We start from the raw sequence: 23,463 nt of genomic DNA on the forward strand, positions 1-23,463 counted from the left end.
AACATTTCCCTACGGTCGAGGCGATCCACCTCGCCCCCGCGCCCCCGCGGAAGTGCGCCCGGACTCAACGGAGTTGAGGAACCGGGGCCTGGCTCACCGCGGTCGCGCGCAACCCGAAGGAGCCCCCTCCGATGGAGGATCAACGACGCCCCACCGACGTCTCCCTCGTCTTCCCGCCCCACCCCGTCTGGGTCCGCACCGCCCGGGACACCGTCCGCACCCTCCTGGCCGTGTCCCACCGGCCCGAGCTCACCGACATCGCGGTGCTTCTGACCTCCGAGGCGGTCACGAACGCCATCAAGGCCTCCGCCGGCCGGGGCCGCCCGACCCCCGTCACCCTGCACGCGGGATGGGCCGGCCCCCGTCGCCTGCGTGTCCTCGTCCACGACGAGGCGCCCGGCCTTCCCGACCTGCGTATCCCCGGCCCCGATGAAGAGGGGGGCCGGGGGATGCAGCTCATCTCGAACCGTGCCGACGCCTGGGGCGTGTGCGGGCGCGGGCCGGGGCGGGGCAAGGCGACCTGGTTCGAGCTGGGGCGGTCAGACCTCGGCGGGTGACCGTCCCGGGTCGGCGGACCTGTCCTCGGGGGAGTCGGGGGAGTCCGCGGGGGACGAGCCCTCGCTGAGGCCGAGCCGTCCGTGCACGGCACGCAGGGGCTTCGGCGCGTACCAGGCGGCGCGGCCCAGCAGCCGCATGGCGGCCGGGACGAGCACTCCTCGTACGGCCACCGCGTCGATCAGGATCGCCAGACCGCTGCCGAGGCCGAACATCTGGATGAAGCTGACGTGAGCCGTGCCGAAGGCGAAGAAGCTCACCGCGAGCAGCCCGGCGGCCATGGTCACGATCCGTCCGGTGTGCGAGAGCCCACTGGTGACCGCGGTCTCGGTGTCGGCGCCCGCGTCGTGGAGCTCCTTGATGCGGCTGGTCACGAAGACCTCGTAGTCCATGGACAGACCGAAGGCGATGCAGAACATCAGCACGGTCATCGAGGTGTCCATCGGCTGCGGCGTGAAGCCGAGCAGGGAGGACAGATGACCGTCCTGGAAGATCCACACCATGACGCCGATGGCCGCGGTGAGGCTGACCGCGTTGAGGACCAGGGCGCGCAGCGGCTGGACCACGCTGCCGGTGAAGAGGAACAGGATCAGGAAGGTGCTGCCCGCCACCAGGCCGATGGCGGCCGGGAGCCGGTCCGCGATCGAGGACTTGGAGTCGACCAGCCGGGCGTCACCGCCGCCGACCAGCGCCTCGCTCCTGCCCGGCACGTCGACGGCCCGTACGCCCTCGACCAGGTCCTGGGCCTCATCCGACTTGGGGGTCAGGCCCGTGACGACGGTGATCCGCTGGGCGTCGGGGCGGCCGAGCGCCGCGGCGGCGGGGCCGGGCGGACCGGACCGGCCGTCGGTGTAGGTGCCGGCGGAGGTCTCGACGCGGGCCGCGCCGTCGAGCCGCGAGAGCGTGAGGGCGTACGCGCTCAGCTCGCCCGGTGACACCGGACCGGTCGTCACGATCTGCACCGCCGACTCGTCGCTGCCGGTGAAGTCGCTCTGCACGGCGGTGGCGACCTGCCGGCTCTGCGCGCTCTCGGGCAGGACCCGTTCGTCGGGGGTGCCGAAGGTGACGCCGAGCAGCGGGGAGGCCGCGAGCAGCAGGACGGCCAGGACGGGGAGCGCGGTCAGGGCGGGCCTGCGCATGACCGTGCGGGAGAGCCTGGCCCACAGCGGGGCCTCGGCGCTGCGCACCGTCTTCGCCCAGGGCAGGCGGCCCTTGTTGACACGGTGGCCCAGCACGGCGAGCAGTGCCGGCATGACCAGCAGCGCGCTCAGGGCGGCGACGGCCACCACACCGATGCCCGCGTAGGCGAAGGAGCGCAGGAAGAACTGCGGGAAGACCAGCAGCGCGGCGAGCGCGGCGGCGACGGTCGCGGCGGAGAAGGTGATGGTGCGTCCGGCCGTGCGGACCGTGTGCCGCAGGGCGTCCGGGACCTCGGCCCCCTCCGCGAGATGCTCGCGGAACCGGCTGATCATGAGCAGCGCGTAGTCGATGCCGAGGCCCAGGCCCAGCGCGGTGGTGAGGTTGATCGAGAACACCGACACGCTCGTGAGGCTGCCCAGGACGAAGAGTTCGGCGAAGGTGCCGACGATCGCGATCAGCCCGATGACCAGCGGGAGCAGCGCCGCGACGACACTGCCGAAGGCGATCACCAGCAGGACGAGGATCAGCGGTACGGCGATGGACTCGGCCACCGCGAGATCCTTGGCGACCTGGGTGGGCACCTCGTCACCGACCGCGGCCTCGCCACCCGCCCGTACGGTCAGCCCGTTCCGGTCGCCGGTGTACCGGTCGATGACCGCCGACGCGTTGTCGCCCTGCTCGGTCTCGTCGCCCTTGACGTGGGCCAGCACGAGGGCCTGCTTCCCGTCCCGGGAGGTCAGCGCGGAGGCGCCGGTGTCCCAGTACGAGATCACGTTCGACAGGGCGGGCTCGGCCTTGAGCCGGGCGGTCAGGTCGTGCCCGGCGCGCTCCGCGGCGGGGGAGCCGATGGCCCCGCCGTCGTCGGACCGCGCGAGCAGGACGAGGTTGCTCTCGCCGCCGAACTTCTCGTCGATGACGGCCTGCGCGCGGGCAGAGGGCGCGCTCGGATCTTCGAAGCCGCCACTCTGGAGCTTGCCGAACGCCCCCAGCCCGACGGCCGCCATGGCGACCACGGCCATCACGGTGAGGGTGAGCAGGAGCCGGCTCCGATGGAGGGCCAGCTGCGCGATGCGGTCGAACACGGTGATCGCCTCCGGATGTTTACGCCATTAACATCGACGATGGCATACGATGTTAACGGCGTCAACTTTAAAAGTTCGGCGACATGGTGGAAGGCGGGACGGGGGCGGGCGGGACCACTGATTCGGGCAGGATGGAGTCATGGAATCGATCACGGACGGCAGGGCGGACACCGGCGGTGAGGTGGGCGCCGGGTCCGGCGCGGGGAGCGACGGCGCCTCCGGCGTGAACGGTGGCTCCGGTGCGGACGTCGGCCCTTCCCGTGCGGGTGGTGCCGGTGGGTCCGGCGTGGGTGGTGGCTCCGGTGAGGACGGCGGCTCGGGTGCGGGGGGCGATGGCTCCTCCGGTGGGGACGGCGCCTCCGGCGTGGGTGGCGGGTCCGGTGGGGGCAGCCGTTCGGGTGCGGGTGGCGGCGGTGGCTCCGAAGCGGACCGCGGCGCTGGTCGCGGAGGGTCCGGTGCGGACGGCGGGCCTTCCGGTGCGGGTGGCGACATCGGCCTCGGTGGGGACGGTGGGTCCGGTGCGGGTGGCCGGGGGAGGGCGGGTGCCCGGACGCGGACGAGTGGCGGCCGGTCGCGGTACCACCACGGCGACCTCCGCAACGCCCTGATCGAGGCGGCGGTCGAACTCGCGACGGAGGGCGGCCCCGAACGGGTCGTGCTCCGGGAGGCGGCCCGCAGCGTCGGGGTGTCGCCCACCGCCGCCTACCGGCACTTCGAGGGGCAGGGGGAACTGCTGGAAGAGGTGAAGATCCACGGTCAGCGGGCGCTCGCCGCCTCGATGTCCGACGCCGTCCGCGCCCTGCCCGCGGCCGACGACCCGGGCGAGGAGGCGGTGCGCAGGACCGAGGCCATCGGCCGCGGTTACGTCCGCTTCGCGATCGAGCACCCCGGCCTCTACCGCACCGCCTTCTGCCGCACCACGGCGGCGGAGGAGAGGGACTTCACCGGCCTCGAAGCACCCGACGCCGGGGCGGAGTTCGCCGCGTTCAGGGAACTCTCCGACACCCTCGACACCCTGGTGGCGACGGGCCGGATGGCCCAGGAGAACCGCCCCGCCGCCGAGGTGGCCGCCTGGTCGACCGTGCACGGTCTGTCGCTGCTCATCCTCGACGGCCCGCTGGCCCTGCTGCCCCCGGACCAGCGCGACGCGGTGGTGGACCGGACGCTGACCGCGATCGTCGCGGGACTCATCCGGTAGGCACCGCGAGGCCTGCGGGCCCGCGTGCGGGGCCTGTCGGCCGGGGTCGCGGAATCGGCGCTCCTGCCGTGGGGCTCGCTGCTCAGGAGCCGTGCAGTCGACGGCCGTTCGTGGCGGACTCGCCGCCCGGCGACGGTCGTGAGCGCGGTGGCCCGCGCTCGTACGCGCGGTCCCGCACCGGTACAGGCGGAGCCCGGACCCGCAGGCGGAGCCCGTCCGGCCGACCGGGACGCGGTGGGGCGCGGCACCCCCCTCGGGTGCCGCGCCCCCTCCCCCGTGTCCCCCGTGTCCCCCGTGTCCCCCGTGTCCCTGGGTGGGCCTACTCGGCGGGCGTCACCGGTGCCAGCGTCCCCGTGCGGGCCGCCTGGCTGTACCAGTGGGCGCTCGACTTCGGGGTGCGGATCTGGGTCGCGTAGTCGACGTAGACCGCGCCGAAGCGCTTGCCGTAGCCGTAGGCCCACTCGAAGTTGTCCATGAGGGACCAGAGGTAGTAGCCGCGGACGTCCGCGCCGTCGGCGATCGCGCGGTGCACGGCGGACAGATGGCCGTTCAGGTAGGCGATGCGCTCGGGGTCGTGGACGCGGCCGTCCGGGTCCGGCTTGTCGTCGTAGGCGGCGCCGTTCTCCGTCACGTACAGAGGCAGACCCGGAACCTCCCGGGTGTAGCGCATGATCAGGTCGTGCAGGCCCGTCGGGTCGATCGTCCAGCCCATCTCGGTGCGCTCGCCCGGGGTCTGGTGGAACGCGACGTCGTCCGCGCCCGGCCAGGGGGAGTGCGGGCTGGCGCCGTGGCCGTCCGCGCGCGGACCGTCCGCGGGCGCGGCGGCCGCCGAGACCAGCGTCGGCGTGTAGTAGTTGAGGCCGAGCGCGTCCAACGGCTGGTGGATCGCCGTGAGATCGCCGTCCTGGACGTACGACCAGTCGGTGACCGACCGCGTCGCCGCGAACAGGGTCTGCGGGTAGGCGCCGTGCAGCATCGGGCCGTGGAAGACACCGTTGGCCAGGTCGTCGATGCGCTGGACGGCGTCGAGGTCCGCCGGGTCCTGCGAAACGGGCCTGACCACCGAGGAGTTGAGGCTCACCGCGACGGAGTTGCGGGACGGCATCACGGAACGCAGCGCCGAAGTGCCCAGTCCGTGCGCCAGGTTCAGATGGTGCGCGGCGCGGAGCGAAGCCGCCGGGTCCGTCCGGCCGGGGGCGTGCACCCCGGAGCCGTACCCCAGGAAGGCGCTGCACCAGGGCTCGTTCAGCGTGATCCACTGCTCGACGCGGTCGCCCAGCGCCTCGCCCACGATCTGCGCGTACTCGGCGAAACGCAGCGCCGTCTCGCGCTCGGGCCAGCCGCCCGCGTCCTCCAGCTCCTGCGGCAGATCCCAGTGGTAGAGGGTGACGGCCGGCTTGATGCCGTGCGCCAGCAGCTCGTCGACCAGGCGCCGGTAGAAGTCGAGGCCGCGCTGGACCGCGGGGCCCCGGCCGGTCGGCTGCACCCGCGACCAGGAGACCGAGAAGCGGTACGCGCCCAGCCCGAGCTCAGCCATCAGGGCCACGTCGTCGCGGTAGCGGTGGTAGTGGTCGACAGCGATGTCACCGTGCTCGCCGCCGGCCGTTTTGCCGGGTGTATGGCTGAAGGTGTCCCAGATCGAGGGTGTGCGGCCGTCCTCCCGTACCGCCCCCTCGATCTGGTACGCGGAGGTCGCCGCGCCCCAGAGGAAGGCCGGAGGGAAAGTCACGGGCGTTACGGACTCAGGCATGGAAGCGCTCCCAAGGGGGTCGTGAAGACCGACGGGTTGGAGGAGGGGAGGAGAGGCGGGACGGAGGGGCCGAGGCGGCGGTGACCCGGCCCCCGGAAGGGCGGTCAGCCCTTGATGGCGCCCTGCATGATCCCGCCCACGATCTGCTTGCCGAACAGCAGGAAGGCGATGAGCAGCGGCAGCGTGCCGAGCAGCGCGCCCGCCATGATCACGGCCTGATCGGGGATGTAACCGGTGCCCAGCGACATGAGAGCGACCTGCACGGTCGGGTTCTGCTGGTTCAGGGCGATGATCGGCCACAGGAAGTCGTTCCAGGCCATCACGAACGTCAGCAGGCCGAGCACCGCCATGGCCGGCCGCGCCGCCGGGAAGACGACGTGCCACACCACGCGCAGACTGTTCGCGCCGTCGACCCGCGCCGCCTCGATGAGCTCGGAGGGCAGGGCCTGCACCAGGTACTGGCGCATGAAGAACGTACCGAAGGCGCTCACCAGGGTGGGCAGGATGACCGTCTGGAGCTGGTTGGACCAGCCCAGGTCGCTCATCCACAGATACAGCGGTACGACGGCCAGCTGCGGCGGGATCATCATCGTGCCGATGGTCAGCAGCAGCAGAAGACCGGAGAACCTGAACCGCAGTTTGGCGAAGGCGAACCCGGCGAGCGTGGAGAACACGACCGTACCGACGGTGATGGTCCCGGCGACGATCGTGGAGTTGACCATCGCGGTGCCGAGCCCGGCCTGCTCCCACGCGGCCTGGAGGTTCTTGAACAGGTTCCCGCCGAACCACAGCGGCGGCGGCGACTGCGCCAGCCGCACGTTGTTGCGGGAGGCCGCGACGGCCGTCCAGACCAGCGGAGCGAGCGAGACCAGCGCGAAGACGGTCAGGACGACATAGGTGACCGGACCCGCGTGCATCTGCTTGCCCGCGCCGAGCACCCGGCGGCGTCCGGGGCCCCGGGCGCCCGTGGTCGTCTTCGCCTCTGCCTGAGGGGCAGTCAGTTCAGTCGTGGTCATTGGGATTTCCTCAGCCGTCGGGTGATCAGCATGTTGATCGCGGCGACGATCAGCAGGATCAGGAACATCGTCCATGCGATCGCTGACGCCTTGCCGAGGTTGCCGATGCCCCAGCCCTGGTCGTACATGTACAGGCCGAGCGTCTGGTACTGGTGCGCGGAGCCGCCCTTCGAACCGCTGACCCCGCCGAACAGGAGCGGCTCACCGAACAGCTGCGTCGCGCCGATCGTGGACACGACCACCGTGAACAGGATCGTCGGCCGCAGCATGGGGATCGTCACGTGGCGGAACTGCTGCCAGCGGCCCGCGCCGTCGAGAGCCGCCGACTCGTACAGGTCGGCGGGGATCGCCTGCATCGCCGCGAGGTAGATCAGCGCGTTGTAGCCGGTCCACCGCCAGATCACGATCGAGGAGACGGCGAACTGACCGCCCCAGTCGGACTCGCGCCAGTTGATCGGGTCGACCCCGACGAAGTGCAGCAGCCAGTTGACCATGCCGCCGTCCCACGAGTACAGCAGCGTGAAGACCAGCGTCGCCGCCGCCACCGAGGTGGCGTACGGGACGAGCATCACGACCCGCCACATGATCGAGCCGCGCAGCCGGTAGTTGAGCAGGTGGGCGATCCCGATGGCCATGAGCAACTGCGGCACCGTGGAGATCACGCCGATGGTGAAGGTGTTCCCCAGGGCGTTCCAGAAGAACTCCGAGGACAGCAGGTTGGTGTAGTTGTCCAGGCCGGCCCAGGTCTGGTGGTCCAGGCCGGACAGCTGCACGTTGTGCAGCGAATACCAGGCCGTGTAGAGCAGCGGCACGAGCCCGAAGGCCCCGAAGATGACGAAGAAGGGGGAGATGAACGCGTACGGCGACGCCTTCATGTCCCAGCGGTACAGCCGGCTGCGCCAGGAACCGGGGCCCGGCGGCGGCGTACCGCGACCCTGAGCGCCCCGGGCCGCGCCCGGCTGGGAGCCGGGCGCGGCGTCGGCGCTCGTCGCGGGGTGCGCGAGAGCCTGCTTGGAGCTGGTCACTGGCCGAGCACGTCCTTGACCTCAGCCTTTGCCGCGTTCCAGCCCTGGTCGGGGGACTTGCCCTTCTGCTCGACCTGGAGGATGCCCACGTCGGAGATCGCGGTGTTGATCGGCTGGTCCTTGGTGCCGAAGTACTGGACCGGGATGGTCTTCGCCGAGTCGCCGAAGATCTGCGTGATCGGCGCGTTCGAGAAGTACGTCGTGGTGGCGGCGGCCGGCTTCAGGTCCGCGTACGCCGCCGGGGTCGACGGGAAGCTGGCCTGCTTGGCGAAGACCTTCGCCTGCTGCTCGGGCGCCGTCAGCCACTTGGCCAGTGCGACGGCCTCCTTCTGGTGCTTGCCCGCCGTCGGCACGCCGATGAACGAACCGCCCCAGTTGGCCGCGGTCGGCGCGGCCGCCACGTCCCACTTGCCCTTGCCCGCGTCACCGGACTTCTCCTGGATGTAGCCCATCATCCAGGCGGGGCAGGCCACCGTCGCGAACGAACCCTTGGCGAAGCCCTGGTCCCACGTCGGGTCGAACTGCTTCAGCTTCGCCGACATGTTGCTGGTCGCCACCGTCATCGCGGCGTTCCAGGACTTCTTCACGCCCGAGGACTTGTCCCAGATGACGTTGCCGTCCTTGTCGTAGTACCGCTCGCTCTCGCCGCCGAGCGCCGCGTTGTAGACCGAGGAGGCGGAGTCCACGAACTTGGTGCCGCTCGGCGCCTTCTTCATGTAGTCCTTGCCGACGGCGACGTACTTGGACCAGTCGCCCTTCCACTGCTCGGCGAGCTTGGCGCGGTCCGTCTCCAGGCCGGCCTTCTCGAACAGGTCCTTGCGGTAGCAGATCGCCATCGGACCGATGTCGGTGCCGAGCGCGATCGTCTTGCCGTCCTTGGAGGTGGCCTGGGAGGTCTTCCAGTCCAGCCACTGCGACTTGTCGACGTCCTTGCCGAGGTCGACGAACTTGTCGGCCTGCGTCTGGACGGCCTCGGTGATGTTGCCGACCTCGATCGCCTGGATGTCGTCGGTACCGGAACCGGCCTGGAGGCGCGTGAGGGTCTTGGGCCAGTAGACGTCGGTACGGGTGGTGACGTTTTCCTTGATCGTGATGTCGGGGTGCAGCTTCTGGTACTCGTCGTAGAGGCCGGCCTGCTTGTAGCCGAAGACGCCGAACGTGCCTATGGTCAGGGTCGTCTTGCCCTTGCCACTTCCACCGTTGTTCGCGTCCGACGAGCCGTCGTCCGGGTCGCTGGAACAGCCGGCCAGCAGTCCCGTAGCCAGCGCGGCGACGACCGCGATGGCCCCCAGCCTGCGGGACCGGCGGGTACTCGTGCGCATTGCGTCCTCCTGTTGCCTGACGTGCCGACCCCCCGGCCAACTGCATTGGTGGCGCCCGTTGTTTCTCGCTGCGGCTCGGGCGGGGAACGTGCGGGATGTGTATGTGTCAGGTACTGTGGGAGCGCTCCCACAGGTGATGTGTTGAAGAGTCGTCGGTTCCAGCGGGGGTGTCAAGGGTGGGGGAGCGGAGAGATGCGTTCAGTTATCGGCCTGTTAGCTGAAGATGTCATTCCGCCACATGGCCAGAAGAGTCTTATAGCTTGTTCGGCCTCCGAAGACGAGCGGCCGGTGCGACAAGGGCTCCTGGGGTGGCGGCCCAGTGGCGCTCGCCTCCACGGGTGAGGCTGTTACATTCCAGGCCACTTGGTGTCGACGGGAGGCGGAGCCCATGGCAGTCCACGGAGCGCGGGGCCGCAGCGGCGGGCGGCCGACCCTCGAAGAGGTGGCCGCACGCGCCGGAGTGGGCCGTGGCACGGTCTCCCGGGTGATCAACGGCTCCCCGCGGGTCAGTGACGCGACCCGTGCCGCGGTCGAGGCGGCGGTGGCGGAGCTCGGGTACGTCCCGAACACGGCGGCCCGCGCCCTCGCGGCCAACCGCACGGACGCGATCGCCCTGGTCGTCCCCGAACCGGAGACCCGGTTCTTCGCGGAACCGTACTTCTCGGACATGCTGCGCGGTGTCGGTGCCGAACTCTCCGAGACCGAGATGCAGTTGCTGCTGATCTTCGCGGGGAGCGACCGGGAGCGCCAGCGCCTCGCCCAGTATCTGGCGGCGCACCGCGTGGACGGCGTCCTGCTGGTCTCGGTGCACGCCGACGACCCGCTCCCCGACCTGCTCTCCCAGCTGGAGATCCCGGCGGTGATCAGCGGCCGGCGCTCGGCGGAGGAGACGCTTCCGTCGGTGGACTCGGACAACTACGGCGGCGGGCGCGCGGCCGTGGAGCACCTGATCGCCCGGGGCCGTCGTTCGATCGCCCACCTGGCCGGCCGCATGGACGTCTACGGTGCCCAGCGCCGCGTCGACGGCTACCGGCAGGGCCTGCTCGACGCGGGCCGCCCGGTGGACGAGCGGCTGATCGTCCCCGGCGACTTCACCGAGGAAGGGGGCCGGCGCGCCATGTCCCTGCTCCTGGAGCGGTGCCCCGATCTCGACGCCGTCTTCGCCGGCTCCGACGTGATGGCGGCGGGCGCCCGCCAGGTCCTGCGGGAGAGCGGCCGCCGCATCCCCGACGACGTGGCGCTCATCGGCTACGACGACTCGGCCATAGCCCGCCACATGGACCCGCCCCTGACCAGCGTCCGCCAGCCCATCGAGGAGATGGGCCGCGCGATGATCGACCTCCTCCTCGGTGAGATAGCGGACCGCCGTCCCGCGATCTCCCGGGGCCTGGAGAAGCGCCAGCTGGTGCTGCCGGCGGAACTGGTGGTGCGGGCGTCGTCGTAGGGCGCCCGGCTTCACGGGGAACGTCTGGTCTGCGGCTTCTGTCCTCCTGGGGCGGCCGGGTAGGGCAGGCTGGCGTCCATGGTCCTCCACCCCTTGCTCGGAGTCGATGAAGTGCCCGCCGTGGAGCCGTACTTGGGCCGGGTGGGTGAGGTGTTCAGGGTGTTCGGGGATCAGGACTCGGGGTGTGTGTCGTACGGAGTGCGGCTGCTCGACGGCGCCCGGTGGTTCGTCAAGGAGGCGGTCAACGAACGCGGCCGCCGGTCACTCGACCGAGGATGGGCATTTCACCGGGCCGTACGGCACACGGCGATCGTGCCGCAGGTCCACCGGATCGCCGTGCGCGGGGGCTGGGCGGTGGTCATGCCCTGGCGCTCGGGCGAGGTGCTGTACCACGCCACCGTGGGTGGACCCCGTGACCGTACGAGCCCGGGCAGCCCGATGTCCCGCTTCCGGTCCCTGCCCACCGCCGCCGTCCTGCGCGCCTTCGACCGGGTCCTCGACGCCCACCTCGCCGTGGAGGCCGCCGGCCACGTGGCCGTCGACTTCTACGACGGGGCGCTGCTCTACGACTTCGCCGCCGGAGCGGTCCATCTCATCGACCTCGACGAGTACCGGCCCGGCCCCTTCGTCCTCGACGGCGAACGTCTGCCGGGCTCACGCCGCTTCATGGCCCCCGAGGAGTTCGTCCGCGGCGCCGTCATCGACACCCGTACGACCGTGTTCACCCTCGGCCGCGCCGCTCGCCTCCTGCTCGACGCGGGGGACGAGGAGCGCGCCTGGCGCGGGACCGGGCGGCAGCTGGCGGTCGTCGAACGCGCCACGTTTCCCGCGCCGGACGACCGATTCCCCGACGTGCACCGCTTCGCGGCGGCGTGGCGCGCCGCCGACGGAACCCGGGACGGGGCCGGAGGGGCCCGGGAGAGGTGAGGTCACCGCCGTACGGTCAGCTCCCAGCGGACCTCGCCGTCCTGGACGGTGCCGGTAGGGGAGAGCCCCGCGGCGGCGGCGACGGCGGCGGACGCGTGGTGGGCGGGGTGCACATGGGCCACGACCGTGCGGACGGGGAAGGCGCGGATCACGTGGCGGACCAGCGACCGCGCCGCCTCCACCGCGTATCCCCGCCCCTGCCAGGGCGTGCCCACCACCCAGGCGATCTCGGCGACGTCTCCCGAGACGGTCGCCTGGACCGTTCCCACCAGGAATCCCTCCGTACGCTCCCGCAACACCCAGTTGCACCAGAGCACGGCGGGATCGGGGGACCCCGCGACGAGGCGTTCGTACCGCGACCGCAGCGCCTGCGGCGTGGACGGTTCCCCGCCGATGAACGTGTGCAGCGCCGGATCCGACAGCACCTCGGCCATCTCCTCGGCGTGCTCGACCCGCAGCGGCACGAGATCGAGCCGCGAGGTGTTCCCGGCCTCCATCACCACCCCCGTCCCGCCCGCTGACAGCGGACCGATGTCTCCTGGAACGCAATCAGCCGGTGACCTGTTCAACAGGTCACCGGCTGATTACTCAGGGTGAGTGACGGGACTTGAACCCGCGGCCACCTGGACCACAACCAGGTGCTCTACCAACTGAGCTACACCCACCGCGTCCGGTCTTCGGGATTTCCCTGACCGGCCGAGAAAAAGTGTACAGGGTCTGAAGGGGTGCTCGCGCACGCCTTTTTCCGGGGCCCATCAGGGCCCCGTCAAAGGCCTATTCGGCGGGCAGGACGTGCTTCGCCGCGATGGTGCGGGCGGTGTCCGAGTCGGGGCCGGGCTGCGGGACGAAGATCGCCTCGCGGTAGTAGCGGAGTTCGGCGATGGACTCGCGGATGTCGGCCAGCGCGCGGTGGTTGCCGTTCTTCTCCGGACTGTTGAAGTAGGCCCGCGGGTACCAGCGGCGGGCCAGCTCCTTGACGGAGGAGACGTCCACGATGCGGTAGTGGAGGTAGTCCTCGAGCGTCGGCATGTCGCGCAGCAGGAAGCCGCGGTCCGTGCCGACCGAGTTCCCGCACAGCGGGGCCTTGCCCGGCTCCTTGACGTGCTCACGTACGTAGGAGAGGACCTGCTCCTCGGCGTCCGCCAGGGTCGTACCCCCGGCGAGCTCCTCCAGCAGACCGGAGGCCGTGTGCATCTGGCGCACCACGTCCGGCATCGTCTCCAGGGCCGCGTCCGGCGGGCGGATCACGATGTCCACACCTTCGCCGAGCACGTTCAGCTCCGAGTCGGTGACCAGTGCGGCCACTTCGATGAGCGCGTCATCCGACAGCGAGAGTCCGGTCATCTCGCAGTCGATCCACACCATGCGATCGTTCATGTGTCTCACCCTACGGCCCGCCCCGGTCGGGTGGACCCGCCCGTGCGCCCCGCCGGGTCGCTCAGGGGCCGGGCCCACGTGCGAAGAGGCCCGCACCCGAAGGTGCGGGCCCCGCGCGTCTTCCTGTCGCCCGCTACGGCGCGCTGCGCTGCCCGGGCAGGCTCGGCCTGCCCGCGACGTACAGCTCCGGGCGTTCCCGCATCGCCTCCGCGGAGAGCGACGCCGCCGCGCCCAGGGCGCCGGCCGCCGCGGTGCGGCGGGTCTGCATCGGGACCGGGCCCGGGTGCTCGTGGTGCACCGACGGTGGCGGTCCGACGTGGCCCGCCGGTCCGTCCGGCTCCGACGAGCGGTCGGCCTGTGGCCTGCGGGCGCGATACGCCGCCCGGTACGCCGCCGGGGACGAACCCAGCTGGCGCCGGAAGTGACCCCGCAGCGCCACCGGCGAACGGAAGCCGCAGCGGCCCGCGACCTCGTCGACCGAGTAGTCGGAGGTCTCCAGGAGGCGCTGCGCCTGCAGGACGCGCTGAGTGATCAGCCACTGCAGGGGAGCGCTTCCGGTGAGCGAGCGGAACCGGCGGTCGAAGGTGCGGCGGCTCATGTAGGCGCGCGCCGCCAGTGTCTCGACGTCGAACTGCTCGTGGAGATGCTCCAGCGCCCAGGCGACGACCTCCGCGAGGGGGTCGGCACCGATCTCCTCCGGCAGTGACCGGTCGAGATAGCGCTCCTGGCCGCCGCTGCGCCGCGGCGGGACCACCAGCCGCCGGGCGAGCGCACCGGCCGCTTCGTTGCCGTGGTCCGTCCGCACGATGTGCAGGCAGAGGTCGATTCCGGCCGCCGTACCCGCCGATGTCAGCACGTCGCCGTCGTCCACGAAGAGCTCGCGGGGGTCGACGTGCACCGACGGATAGCGCTTGGCCAGGGTCGGTGCGTACATCCAGTGGGTGGTCGCCGGACGGCCGTCCAGTAAACCGGCCGCAGCGAGCACGAAGGCGCCGGTGCACAGTCCGACTATCCGGGCGCCCTCCTCGTGGGCGCGGCGCAGTGCGTCGAGCGCCTCCTCCGGTGGTGGCGAGGTGATCGACCGCCAGGCGGGCACGACCACCGTGCCTGCCCTGGAGATCGCTTCCAGGCCATGTGGTGCGGTGAGTTCCAGGCCCCCTGTGGTCCGCAGAGGGCCTTCCTCGCCGGCACACACCAAAAGGCGGTAGCGCGGCACGCCGGCGTCCTGGCGGTCAATCCCGAACACCGACAACGGTATGGAACTCTCGAAAATGGGGCCGCCGCTGAACAGCAGCACCGCGACGATCTCCTTGCGGCGTCGCCCGGACAGCTTCCGGGCCGCGGCTTCCGGCGCGGCAGTGGAGTCGTGGCTCATCCTGCTAAGCCCCCCTCGGTGGTCGCGGCTCCTCGGTTGTGTCGCTCCTGCACGTTTCCCCTCGGTCCTGCACGAGTCCCCCGCCGTAAGACAAGATCGAATCTACTGTGTCCCGTGGCGCCAAGGTGACCAGTTCGGTACTCCGCAGAATGTCGACATGGCAACTTGGCGTGAAGCATTCGATCACGAAGCGTTGCACTCGTGGGCCGTGCAGGGAAGTGCGCCTCGTGGCAGTGGCCAATCCACGTAGGGTGTGCGCGCCCTCCGTACCCCTTTCGGTGCAGGTGGAACGGGGGTTGGGGGGTCGTTCGAGCAAGGGATGCGCCACATCCAGAAGTTGGCTGAAAAGAAGCGCAAGCGTGCGCGCAAACCGGTCAGTCGACCGGCTTGTTCCCCGTACTGTGCCGGCCGCCACGGTGAACTCCCGCGCCGCTCGCGCCGCGTGGATCGGCCCCCGCCCCTGTTCCCGCTCCACTCCCGCGCCAGGCGTCCCCCGGGCCGGTCCTCCCGTGCCGTCCGCGCTGCTGCGGTGCCCGCTGCCGCACGCGCGAGCGGGACGCGCCCCGCCGCTCCTCGGCCAGGAGCGCCGCGCCCCGCTCGGACCGGCGCAGCAGGACCAGACAGGCCCCGGTCACGGCCGCGAGACCGAGGGCCGTTCCGGCCGCGCCGGCGAGCGAGGTGCCGTACCAGAGGAGGACCACCGGGACCAGGACACAGCTGAAGGCCGCCCAGCGGACCACCTCGCTCACCGTGTCCGCCGCCGGCGGCGCCGGGGGGCGCGCTCCGGGGCGCGATCCGGACGGGGGTGTCGCGGGGGCGGCGGGAGGTGCCGAGGGGGCGGTGGAGCGGGGGGCGGTGCCGGGTCCGGGCACGTGCTGCTCCCTGGTACTCACGTGCTGCTCCCTGGTGCTCCGGTGTTCTCCATGCTCTCCATGGCGGTGGCCGCGACCGGTTCAACGCGTGTTCGACCGGCCGGTCACTGCCCGGCCGGCGGTGGGTCTGTCCGGAAGAGGCGCGCCCGACCCCGTACGGCGATGGAAGTCCGGCCGCCGGGTGAACCCTGTGCAAACCGCCTGTACGGGGCAGCAACCATTGCGTTACGGGCGCCCTCTCATGCATGCTCCCTGGAACGCCGTACAAGGCGCGCAGGATCTGGGCAGAGGAGGAGTGCCGCCGTACCCTTGGGGGTATGGGGTTGGGAAGATGTTTCCCAGACACAGCTCTGCCGATCGTTGTCGTCCCCACCACGAGGATCCAAACGCCGAGACACCCATGGCCGGTCACGAATTCTTCGATAACGCGGACCGCAAGCGCCCGCTCGCCGATCCCACGGCGGCCGAGCCCCTGGCGGCGGAAGAACCCCGCCAGCCCTGCGATCCCGCCTTCAAGCACGGCGTCGTCGTCGGTTTCGACGGTTCGACGTCCAGCGAGCGTGCCCTCGCCTACGCGATCGGGATGGCCCACCGCTCCGGCTCGGGCCTGATCATCGTCCATGTGGCCAACCGGCTGCCCACCACGGTGTGGGCGGGCTGCGAGCCGCCGGTCTTCGTCGACGTTCCCGACCACCGCACCGAGGTGCTGGGGCTGGAGCTCGCCTGCGCCGAATACCTCTCCGAGGTGCCCTGGATCCTGGTCGAGCGCGGCGGTGACATCTGCCACGAACTCGAAGAGGTGGGCCGGGAGTACGAGGCGGACGCGATCGTCGTCGGCTCCACGCACGGCATCGTCGGACGGATCTTCGGCTCGGTCGCGGGCCGGCTGGCCAAGCGCGCCAAGCGCCCTGTCGTCGTCATTCCGTAACGCGCCGTCACCCCCGGTGGGACGAGCCCCGGGAACGGACGGCCTTCCGTGTGCGGTGAGTGAACCTACCCGCGCGTAGAGGTGTTTGTGCCTTTGTGAAGGGCATATACGGGACGCCGGTCCTTCAGCGGCGACCGGTACGACACAGCACAACCGCACAGGCATGAAGGGAGCCCGCCGTGGACAACGACGTCTCTGCGGGAAGCACCACCACGATCGTCGGCCGACTCGCGCTCGGCGTCACCCTGCTGGCCTTCGGCCTCGGGTACACCGACCTGATCGACGGCGTGACGGCGGCCGACGCCGTATCACTGGCCCACTACGTAGGCGGCGTTGCGCTGTTCGTCGCCGGACTGCTCGCGTTCCGCGACCGTGACCCGGCCACCGGTACGGCCTTCACGGGTCTCGGCGCCCTCTGGTTCACCTGGGCCGTCTCGGCCGGTGGCCAGGTCTCCGACAACGCGGCGGGACTCTTCCTGCTGCTCTTCGCACTCGTCGTCCTGTCGCTCACCCTCGCGGGTGGCGACGTGCTCGGCCGGGGCACCTACGGGCTGTTCTTCGTCTCCCTGCTGCTCCTCGCCATCGGCCGGTTCGCGGACAACTCCGAACTCGCCAAGGCGGGCGGCTGGTTCGCCGTGGCGGCGGGCGCGGTCGCCTGGTACGCGGCGACAGCGGCTCTCGCCCACTGGCCCACGGCACTTCCACGACGCGCCGCCGGCCGGGGAGTGACGGCCACCGGCTGACATCGGCGCGGGCCGGAGTATTGGGCGGCTCCGGCCCTTCACGAACGATCCCCGTGCGCGGGTGGCGCGCACGGGGATCGTTCATGTCCGTTCCACGGCAAGGGACTTGCCGGACGGGGTGCTACTCGACGGTGACCGACTTGGCCAGGTTGCGCGGCTTGTCGATGTCCCGGCCGAGCGCCAACGCCGTGTGGTAGGCGAGGAGCTGGAGCGGGATGCCCATCAGGATCGGGTCCAGCTCGTCCTCGTTCTTCGGGACGACGATCGTCTGGTCGGCCTTCTCCTGGTGCTGGTGCGCGACCGCGAGGATCTGGCCGCTGCGGGCCTTGATCTCCTCGAGGGCGGCGCGGTTCTTCTCCAGCAGGTCGTCGTCGGGGACGATCGCGACGGTGGGCAGCGCGGGCTCGATGAGCGCCAGCGGGCCGTGCTTGAGCTCGGAGGCCGGGTAGGCCTCGGCGTGGATGTACGAGACCTCCTTCAGCTTCAGGGAGGCCTCACGGGCCACCGGGTAGCCCCGGACGCGGCCGATGAAGAGCATCGAGCGGGCCTCGGCGTACTGCGCGGCCAGCTTCTTGATCTCCTCCTCCTGCTCCAGGATCTCGGCGATCTGGGCGGGCAGCTTGCGCAGGCCCTCGATGATCCGCTTGCCGTCGCGGACCGACAGGTCGCGGGTGCGGCCGAGGTGCAGGGCGAGCAGCGCGAAGGCGACGGTCGTGTTGGTGAAGCACTTCGTCGAGACGACACAGACCTCGGGGCCCGCGTGCACGTACATGCCGCCGTCCGCCTCGCGGGCGATCGCCGAGCCGACGACGTTGACCACACCGAGGACCCGCGCGCCCTTGCGCTTGAGCTCCTGCACGGCGGCCAGCACGTCGTACGTCTCACCGGACTGGGAGACCGCGATGTACAGGGTGTCGGGGTCGACGACCGCGTTGCGGTAGCGGAACTCGGAGGCCGGCTCGGCGTCCGCGGGGATGCGGGCCAGCTCCTCGATCATCTGGGCGCCGATCATGCCCGCGTGGTACGAGGTGCCGCAGCCGAGGATCTTCACGCGGCGCACGGCGCGCGCCTCGCGGGCGTCCAGGTTCAGGCCACCGAGGTGGACCGTCGAGAACCGGTCGTCGATGCGGCCGCGCAGCACGCGGTCCACGGCCTCGACCTGCTCGTGGATCTCCTTGTGCATGTACGTGTCGTGGCCGCCCATGTCGTACGACGCCGCCTCCCACTCCACGGTGGTCGGCTCGGACGTCGTACGGGTGCCCTCGGTGGTGTACGTCCGGAAGTCGTCGGCCTTGAGCGTGGCCATCTCGCCGTCGTCCAGCGTGACTATCTGGCGGGTGTGGGTGACCAGCGCGGCGATGTCCGAGGCGACGAACATCTCCTTCTCGCCGATGCCGAGCACGACGGGGGAGCCGTTTCGCGCCACCACGATGCGGTCGGGGAAGTCGGCGTGCATGACCGCGATGCCGTAGGTGCCCTCTATGACGCGCAGCGCCTCGCGGACCTTGTCCTCCAGCTTCTCCTGCTGGGAACGGGCGACGAGGTGGGTGAGGACCTCGGTGTCGGTCTCGGAGAGGAACTCGACGCCGTCGGCTTCGAGCTTCTTCCGCAGGTCGGAGGCGTTGTCGATGATGCCGTTGTGGACGACCGCGACCTTGTTGTCGCCGGACATGTGGGGGTGCGCGTTCACGTCGGAGGGGGCGCCGTGCGTGGCCCAGCGGGTGTGGGCGATACCCGTGGTGCCGGCGAAGCGCTTGGGGACCTTCGCCTCCAGGTCGCGGACCCGCCCCTTCGCCTTGACCATCTTCAGGCCGGCCGACTTCGGGGAGGTCACGACTATGCCCGCCGAGTCGTAGCCGCGGTACTCCAGGCGCTGAAGGCCTTCGAGGAGCAGCGGCGCCACGTCACGCCTGCCGATGTATCCGACGATTCCGCACATATACGTAAGGTTCCTCAGCCGTAGACGATGCGGCGCAGCTGCCTGAGCGAGAGCTCCGGCGGTGCGACCGCGCGGTATTTCAGGTCCGCCTCGATCCGTTCGAAGATCGACTCGTTCACCAGGCCCTGGGCCTGGAGCTCGCGGTGGCGGCGGCGGACGAACTCCTGGGTCGTCTCGTCGAAATAGGCGAGAACGTCCTGGATCACCCGCAGCGCCTCACCCCGGTTCAGGGGGGTCGACCGCGTCAAATGATCAACGAGTTCGTCGTGCACCCGTTGATCCTGGGGTACCGGAAGGTGATTCGCAAGAATCCTGCCCGATATCGGGCACGTGCGTGTTGAATCTCTTATGGGCGGCTGTTTGCGAGCTGTCCATCCTGTGTCTTGCGGCGCGTCGATTGCCCGGAGCAACTTCTGGAGCCATGGACACTCCACGTATGGGCGTACCCGAGCAGCTCGCCGAGAAAATGACCATGGCCGAGCAGCACGAGTACCTTCGCGCCACGTTCTCGCGGCGCAACATGATCAGAGGCGGCGCCGTGACCATCGGCGCCGTCGCGGGCGGCGCCTTCGTGCCCGGCGTCGCACAGGCCGCCGCCCCGGCGCAGCGGACCTCCGCCCCGGCCTCGGCGGAGAAGGCCGACGGCGCGCTCGTCGCCCCCTTCGGCCGCCACCTCGCCTTCGGCAACGACCCGCGCACCGAGATGACCGTCTCCTGGCAGGTGCCGGCCGCCGTCAGCAGGCCCTACATCCGCATCGGCGCCCACCCCTGGGACCTCTCCCGCAAGATCGAGGCCGAGGTGCGCACCCTCTACACCCCGGCCGGCGTGGGCGCGAGCGGCGACCACACCCAGTACTACCTGCACGCCAAGCTCACCCACCTGCGCCCCGGCAGGACCTACTACTACGGCGTCGGCCACGCGGGCTTCGACCCCGCCGCGCCCCACCTCCTGGGCACGCTCGGCACCTTCACCACCGCGCCCTCGCACGCCGAGCCGTTCACCTTCACCGCCTTCGGCGACGAGGGTGTCGGCTACCACGGCCTCGCCAACGACGCCCTGCTGCTCGCCCAGAACCCCGCCTTCCACCTGCACGCCGGCGACATCGCGTACGCGGACCCGGCCGGGCAGGGCAAGACCGCCGACACCGGCTTCGACTCGCGCATCTGGGACCAGTTCCTCGCCCAGACCGAGACGGTCGCCAAGCAGGTCCCGTGGATGCCGGCGTACGGCAACCACGACATGGAGGCCTGGTACTCGCCCAACGGCTACGGCGGCGAGGAAGCCCGCTGGACGCTGCCGGACAACGGCCCCGACAAGGCCAACCTGCCCGGCGTCTACTCCTTCGTCCACGGAAACACGGCGATCATCTCGCTGGACGCCAACGACATCTCCTTCGAGATTCCGGCCAACCTCGGCATCTCCGGCGGCACCCAGACGAAGTGGCTGGAGACGCAGCTCAAGAAGTACCGCGCCTCGAAGGACGTCGACTTCGTCGTCGTCTTCTTCCACCACTGCGCGTACTGCACCTCCACGGCGCACGCCTCGGAGGGGGGCGTGCGACAGGAGTGGGTGCCGCTGTTCGAGAAGTACACCGTCGACCTGGTGATCAACGGCCACAACCACCAGTACGAGCGCACCGACGTCATCAAGGACAACGCGGTCACCAAGAAGCTGCCGATCGGCGGCACGGCGTACCCGGAGACCGACGGTGTCGTCTACGTGACGGCGGGCGCGGCCGGCCGCAGCCTGTACGCGTTCACCGCCCCGCAGTCCTACGAGGGCCACGAGAACGAGGTCGAATCCGTCGCCTCCTTCATCAACCTCAAGGACGGTCGGCAGAACGAGACGGTCACCTGGTCGCGCGTGCGCTACCTCGACTACTCGTTCCTGCGCGTCGACGTCACCCCGGCCCCGAAGGGCCGCCTGGCCACGCTGAAGGTCCGCGGCATCGCCGAGACCGGTGAAGAGGTCGACCACTTCACGGTGGCGCGCCGGGCCAAGTAGGTCCCGGCTCGGCGGTACGCCCGGAAGGCGGGGCGTACCGCCTCCCTGGCCGGCGGCCGGTCCCGCGAGCGGCGGCCCTCCAGCGCCCGTTCCTACAGGCGTTTGAGGACCGCCTGCTTGGCCAGGGCGAACTCCTCGTCCGTCAGGACGCCTTCCCTGCGCAGCTCGCCCAGCTCGCGCAGCCTGCGCAGCAGGGCGTCGTGGTCGGCCTCCGACGCGGGCCCCGGGACCGCCGCCCGGGCCGGCTCCTCGGCCGGCGGCCGGTCCTCCACCGCCGCGGCCGGATGCGGCAGCCGCGCCTGCACGGCCGCGGCGACCAGCGCCATCAGCGGGTCCTTCTTGAAGCCCCACAGCTCCACGGAGTTGGGGTCGTACTTCGCCGGCGCCTTGGTCTCGGCGCCGCGCACGACGAAGCGCAGACAGCCGTTCTCCAGGCCGGCCGCCGGATGCCACTCGACGGCCGTGATGTCGCCGAGGGCGAGCGTGCGGGCGCCCGCCGCCGACTTCGCGTCCTCCGTCTTCCAGTTCCACTCCAGGCGTACGCGCTCGCCGTCGAAGCTCGCCGTGCCGTCACCGGCGGAGGCGGACAGCGGCACCGCCGGACCGGGGAGCAGATAGCCGTCGACCGGGTCGGACGGCACCTGGTCGAGAAGCAGCGCGCTCCGGACCTCGTCCACGAAATACTCGGCGACGCCGAAACGGTCGGCCTCCACCGTGAGCTGGTACGGGTCGTTCGGCTCCGTGAGCTTGCCGCCCGTCGCCTGGAGCAGCGGGTCGGCGCCGTCGCGCAGCCGGAGCCTGAGCCGCCCGGCCTTCCTGCCCTGCTCCAGTGAGACACTCGCCAACGCGTCGAGCGGCACGGTCAGTTCACCCAGTGCCTTGCGCAGCAGGCCGACGTTCTTGTCCCGCCCGGGGGTCAGTCGCAGAGCGTCGCCGTCGAAGATCCACGTGCCGTCCCGCTGGATGATTTCCGCCATGAGGAGGATTGTTTCACCGCGTCTGCGGGAGAGTGGTCTCGACCAATTCGAAGGGCACGGCGAAGGGCGCGGCCAAGGGCAGGCCGCGGGCCTTTGCCGGGCAACGAAGGGAGCGCGTGTGAGACAGCACCACAGAACGCCCCGCCTTCTCGGTACGCTGCTGCTCGTGGCGGCAGCCGGTATCTCCCTCGTCGGCGCGACGCCGCCCGCCGCGACCGTCACTCCGCTGGGCCGCGTCGTACCGGCCCCCGCCTCGGTCGACCCGGGCGGATCCCCGTACCGCGTCACCGGTGACACCCGCATCCGCGTCGACGACTCGCGCGAGGCCCGCACGGTCGGCGCGTACCTCGCGGACATCCTGCGGCCCTCCACCGGCTTCCGGCTTCCCGTCACCTCGCAGGGCGGGGGAGCGATCCGGCTCCGGCTCGGCGGCAAGGGACTGGGCGAGGAGGGCTACCGCCTCGACAGCGGCCGGTCGGGCGTCACCATCACGGCCGGACGCCCCGCGGGCCTCTTCCACGGTGTCCAGACCCTGCGTCAGCTGCTGCCCGCCGCCGTCGAGAAGAAGTCCGTGCAGCCGGGCCCCTGGCTGATCGCCGGCGGCACCATCACGGACACCCCGCGCTACGGCTACCGCGGCGCCATGCTCGACGTATCCCGGCACTTCTTCACCGTCCCCCAGGTCAAGCACTACATCGACGAACTGGCGCTCTACAAGGTCAACAAGCTGCATCTGCACCTGAGCGACGACCAGGGCTGGCGCATCGCCGTCGACTCCTGGCCGCGGCTGACGGCCCACGGCGGCTCCACCCAGGTCGGCGGCGGACAGGGCGGGTTCTACACCAAGGCCGACTACCGGGAGATCGTCCGGTACGCCGCCTCGCGCTATCTGGAGGTCGTCCCGGAGATCGACATGCCCGGACACACCAACGCGGCCCTCGCCTCGTACGCCGGGCTGAACTGCGACGGCGTCGCGCCGCCGCTCTACACCGGCACCGAGGTCGGCTTCTCCTCGCTGTGCGTGAACAAGCCGCTGACGTACGACTTCGTGGACGACGTGATCCGCGAGCTGGCCGCGATCACCCCGGGGGAATACCTCCACATCGGTGGCGACGAGGCCCACTCCACCAGCCACGCCGACTACGTGACCTTCATGGACAAGGTGCAGCCCGTCGTCGCCAAGTACGGCAAGAAGGTGATCGGCTGGCACCAGCTGACCGGGACCACCCCGGCGAAGGGCGCCATCGCGCAGTACTGGGGTCTCGACGACACCGGCGCCGAGGAGAAGGCGCAGGTCGCCCGGGCCGCGCGGAACGGGACCGGGCTCGTGCTGTCGCCCGCCGACCGGCTGTACCTCGACATGAAGTACACCGCCGACACCCCGCTCGGCCAGGACTGGGCCGGACTCGTGGAGGTGCGCCGGGCCTACGACTGGGACCCGGGCGCCTACCTTCCGGGAGCACCCGCGTCGGCCGTCAAGGGCGTCGAGGCGCCGCTGTGGACGGAGACGATCGTGACCTCCGCCGACATCGACGTCATGGCCTTCCCGAGGCTGCCCGGGGCCGCCGAACTCGGCTGGTCGCCCGCGTCCACGCACGACTGGGACACCTACAAGGTGCGGCTCGCCGCCCAGGGCCCGCGCTGGGACGCGCTGGGTATCGCCTACTACCGCTCGCCCCAGGTCCCCTGGCCGGCCGGCTAGGAGGAATGCCGACGGGCGCCCCGGAGGACCGTCTCCGGGGCGCCCGCCTGTTCTGGGGGCTCCGGGGGCGTGTCCGCCTGCCCCGG

General features: G+C 70.9%; 20 protein-coding genes and 1 tRNA gene. 8 read left to right on the forward strand and 13 right to left on the reverse strand.

Going from position 1 to position 23,463, the window contains the following annotated elements:
• The first annotated feature begins 131 nt into the window (after positions 1 to 131).
• On the forward strand, positions 132 to 557 hold the full coding sequence (locus OOK38_RS18425; protein ID WP_266759082.1) for an ATP-binding protein: 426 nt from the start codon (positions 132 to 134) through the stop codon (positions 555 to 557).
• On the opposite strand, the gene OOK38_RS18430 is transcribed toward OOK38_RS18425, so the two are convergent.
• Positions 540 to 2,777, reverse strand: a complete 2,238-nt coding sequence (locus tag OOK38_RS18430; RefSeq protein WP_266759080.1) for an MMPL family transporter — start codon at positions 2,775 to 2,777, stop codon at positions 540 to 542. The two genes, OOK38_RS18425 and OOK38_RS18430, sit on opposite strands and share 18 nt — an antisense overlap.
• 139 nt (positions 2,778 to 2,916) lie before the next feature.
• On the opposite strand from OOK38_RS18430, the gene OOK38_RS18435 reads away from it, so the two are divergent.
• The gene (locus OOK38_RS18435) at positions 2,917 to 3,975 is read left to right on the forward strand and encodes a TetR/AcrR family transcriptional regulator (protein ID WP_266759078.1); all 1,059 of its coding nucleotides are present in this window, start codon (positions 2,917 to 2,919) and stop codon (positions 3,973 to 3,975) included.
• A gap of 319 nt (positions 3,976 to 4,294) precedes the next feature.
• On the opposite strand, the gene OOK38_RS18440 is transcribed toward OOK38_RS18435, so the two are convergent.
• From OOK38_RS18440 to OOK38_RS18455, 4 genes are all read right to left on the reverse strand, one after another.
• Entirely contained in the window at positions 4,295 to 5,725 is a 1,431-nt protein-coding gene (locus OOK38_RS18440; RefSeq protein WP_266759076.1) for a GH1 family beta-glucosidase, read from the reverse strand.
• 104 nt (positions 5,726 to 5,829) lie between these two features.
• Positions 5,830 to 6,741 carry a carbohydrate ABC transporter permease gene (locus tag OOK38_RS18445; protein WP_266759074.1) on the reverse strand — a complete coding sequence of 304 codons (912 nt, stop codon included), beginning with the start codon at positions 6,739 to 6,741 and terminating at the stop codon, positions 5,830 to 5,832.
• Positions 6,738 to 7,766: a carbohydrate ABC transporter permease gene (locus OOK38_RS18450; RefSeq protein ID WP_266759073.1), complete on the reverse strand. Its 1,029-nt coding sequence runs from the start codon at positions 7,764 to 7,766 to the stop codon at positions 6,738 to 6,740. Before OOK38_RS18450 ends, OOK38_RS18445 begins: the two co-directional genes overlap by 4 nt.
• Positions 7,763 to 9,088: an ABC transporter substrate-binding protein gene (locus OOK38_RS18455; RefSeq protein WP_266848596.1), complete on the reverse strand. Its 1,326-nt coding sequence runs from the start codon at positions 9,086 to 9,088 to the stop codon at positions 7,763 to 7,765. The genes OOK38_RS18450 and OOK38_RS18455 overlap by 4 nt, the downstream gene beginning before the upstream one ends.
• A gap of 388 nt (positions 9,089 to 9,476) precedes the next feature.
• On the opposite strand from OOK38_RS18455, the gene OOK38_RS18460 reads away from it, so the two are divergent.
• Both OOK38_RS18460 and OOK38_RS18465 read left to right on the forward strand, forming a co-directional pair.
• Positions 9,477 to 10,532 carry a LacI family DNA-binding transcriptional regulator gene (locus tag OOK38_RS18460; protein WP_266759070.1) on the forward strand — a complete coding sequence of 352 codons (1,056 nt, stop codon included), beginning with the start codon at positions 9,477 to 9,479 and terminating at the stop codon, positions 10,530 to 10,532.
• Positions 10,533 to 10,610: 78 nt separating this feature from the next.
• Positions 10,611 to 11,459 (forward strand): serine/threonine protein kinase, encoded by an 849-nt coding sequence (locus tag OOK38_RS18465; protein ID WP_266759068.1) that lies wholly within the window; start codon positions 10,611 to 10,613, stop codon positions 11,457 to 11,459.
• Positions 11,460 to 11,461: 2 nt separating this feature from the next.
• Here OOK38_RS18465 and OOK38_RS18470 read toward each other — a convergent pair whose 3' ends face one another.
• The 5 genes from OOK38_RS18470 to OOK38_RS18490 form a co-directional block, all read right to left on the reverse strand.
• Entirely contained in the window at positions 11,462 to 11,956 is a 495-nt protein-coding gene (locus tag OOK38_RS18470) for a GNAT family N-acetyltransferase (protein ID WP_266759066.1), read from the reverse strand.
• 95 nt (positions 11,957 to 12,051) lie between these two features.
• A tRNA-His gene (locus OOK38_RS18475) sits at positions 12,052 to 12,124 on the reverse strand.
• Between the two features lie 109 nt (positions 12,125 to 12,233).
• The gene (gene orn / locus OOK38_RS18480) at positions 12,234 to 12,836 is read right to left on the reverse strand and encodes an oligoribonuclease (protein WP_266759064.1); all 603 of its coding nucleotides are present in this window, start codon (positions 12,834 to 12,836) and stop codon (positions 12,234 to 12,236) included.
• A gap of 133 nt (positions 12,837 to 12,969) precedes the next feature.
• Positions 12,970 to 14,211: a helix-turn-helix domain-containing protein gene (locus OOK38_RS18485; RefSeq protein WP_266759062.1), complete on the reverse strand. Its 1,242-nt coding sequence runs from the start codon at positions 14,209 to 14,211 to the stop codon at positions 12,970 to 12,972.
• 374 nt (positions 14,212 to 14,585) lie between these two features.
• Positions 14,586 to 14,960 (reverse strand): hypothetical protein, encoded by a 375-nt coding sequence (locus OOK38_RS18490; RefSeq protein WP_266765699.1) that lies wholly within the window; start codon positions 14,958 to 14,960, stop codon positions 14,586 to 14,588.
• 523 nt (positions 14,961 to 15,483) lie between these two features.
• On the opposite strand from OOK38_RS18490, the gene OOK38_RS18495 reads away from it, so the two are divergent.
• Both OOK38_RS18495 and OOK38_RS18500 read left to right on the forward strand, forming a co-directional pair.
• A complete protein-coding gene (locus OOK38_RS18495) occupies positions 15,484 to 16,011 on the forward strand; it encodes a universal stress protein (RefSeq protein WP_266759060.1) in 528 nt (175 codons plus the stop codon).
• Positions 16,012 to 16,190: 179 nt separating this feature from the next.
• Positions 16,191 to 16,754: a GPR1/FUN34/YaaH family transporter gene (locus OOK38_RS18500; protein ID WP_266759058.1), complete on the forward strand. Its 564-nt coding sequence runs from the start codon at positions 16,191 to 16,193 to the stop codon at positions 16,752 to 16,754.
• 121 nt (positions 16,755 to 16,875) lie between these two features.
• On the opposite strand, the gene glmS is transcribed toward OOK38_RS18500, so the two are convergent.
• Together glmS and OOK38_RS18510 are read right to left on the reverse strand one after the other, a co-directional pair.
• A complete protein-coding gene (gene glmS / locus OOK38_RS18505) occupies positions 16,876 to 18,693 on the reverse strand; it encodes a glutamine--fructose-6-phosphate transaminase (isomerizing) (protein WP_266759056.1) in 1,818 nt (605 codons plus the stop codon).
• A 14-nt stretch (positions 18,694 to 18,707) separates the two neighbouring features.
• Positions 18,708 to 18,965, reverse strand: coding sequence for a hypothetical protein (locus OOK38_RS18510; protein WP_266759054.1), 258 nt, complete (start codon positions 18,963 to 18,965; stop codon positions 18,708 to 18,710).
• Positions 18,966 to 19,114: 149 nt separating this feature from the next.
• Here OOK38_RS18510 and OOK38_RS18515 point away from each other — a divergent pair, with 149 nt between their 5' ends.
• On the forward strand, positions 19,115 to 20,698 hold the full coding sequence (locus OOK38_RS18515; RefSeq protein WP_266759052.1) for a metallophosphoesterase family protein: 1,584 nt from the start codon (positions 19,115 to 19,117) through the stop codon (positions 20,696 to 20,698).
• Between the two features lie 92 nt (positions 20,699 to 20,790).
• Here OOK38_RS18515 and OOK38_RS18520 read toward each other — a convergent pair whose 3' ends face one another.
• Entirely contained in the window at positions 20,791 to 21,675 is an 885-nt protein-coding gene (locus tag OOK38_RS18520) for a DUF4429 domain-containing protein (protein WP_266759050.1), read from the reverse strand.
• 118 nt (positions 21,676 to 21,793) lie between these two features.
• On the opposite strand from OOK38_RS18520, the gene OOK38_RS18525 reads away from it, so the two are divergent.
• On the forward strand, positions 21,794 to 23,377 hold the full coding sequence (locus tag OOK38_RS18525; RefSeq protein ID WP_266759048.1) for a beta-N-acetylhexosaminidase: 1,584 nt from the start codon (positions 21,794 to 21,796) through the stop codon (positions 23,375 to 23,377).
• Positions 23,378 to 23,463 lie beyond the last annotated feature (86 nt).

Source organism: Streptomyces sp. NBC_00568 (assembly GCF_026341855.1).
Classification (GTDB): Bacteria; Actinomycetota; Actinomycetes; order Streptomycetales; family Streptomycetaceae; genus Streptomyces.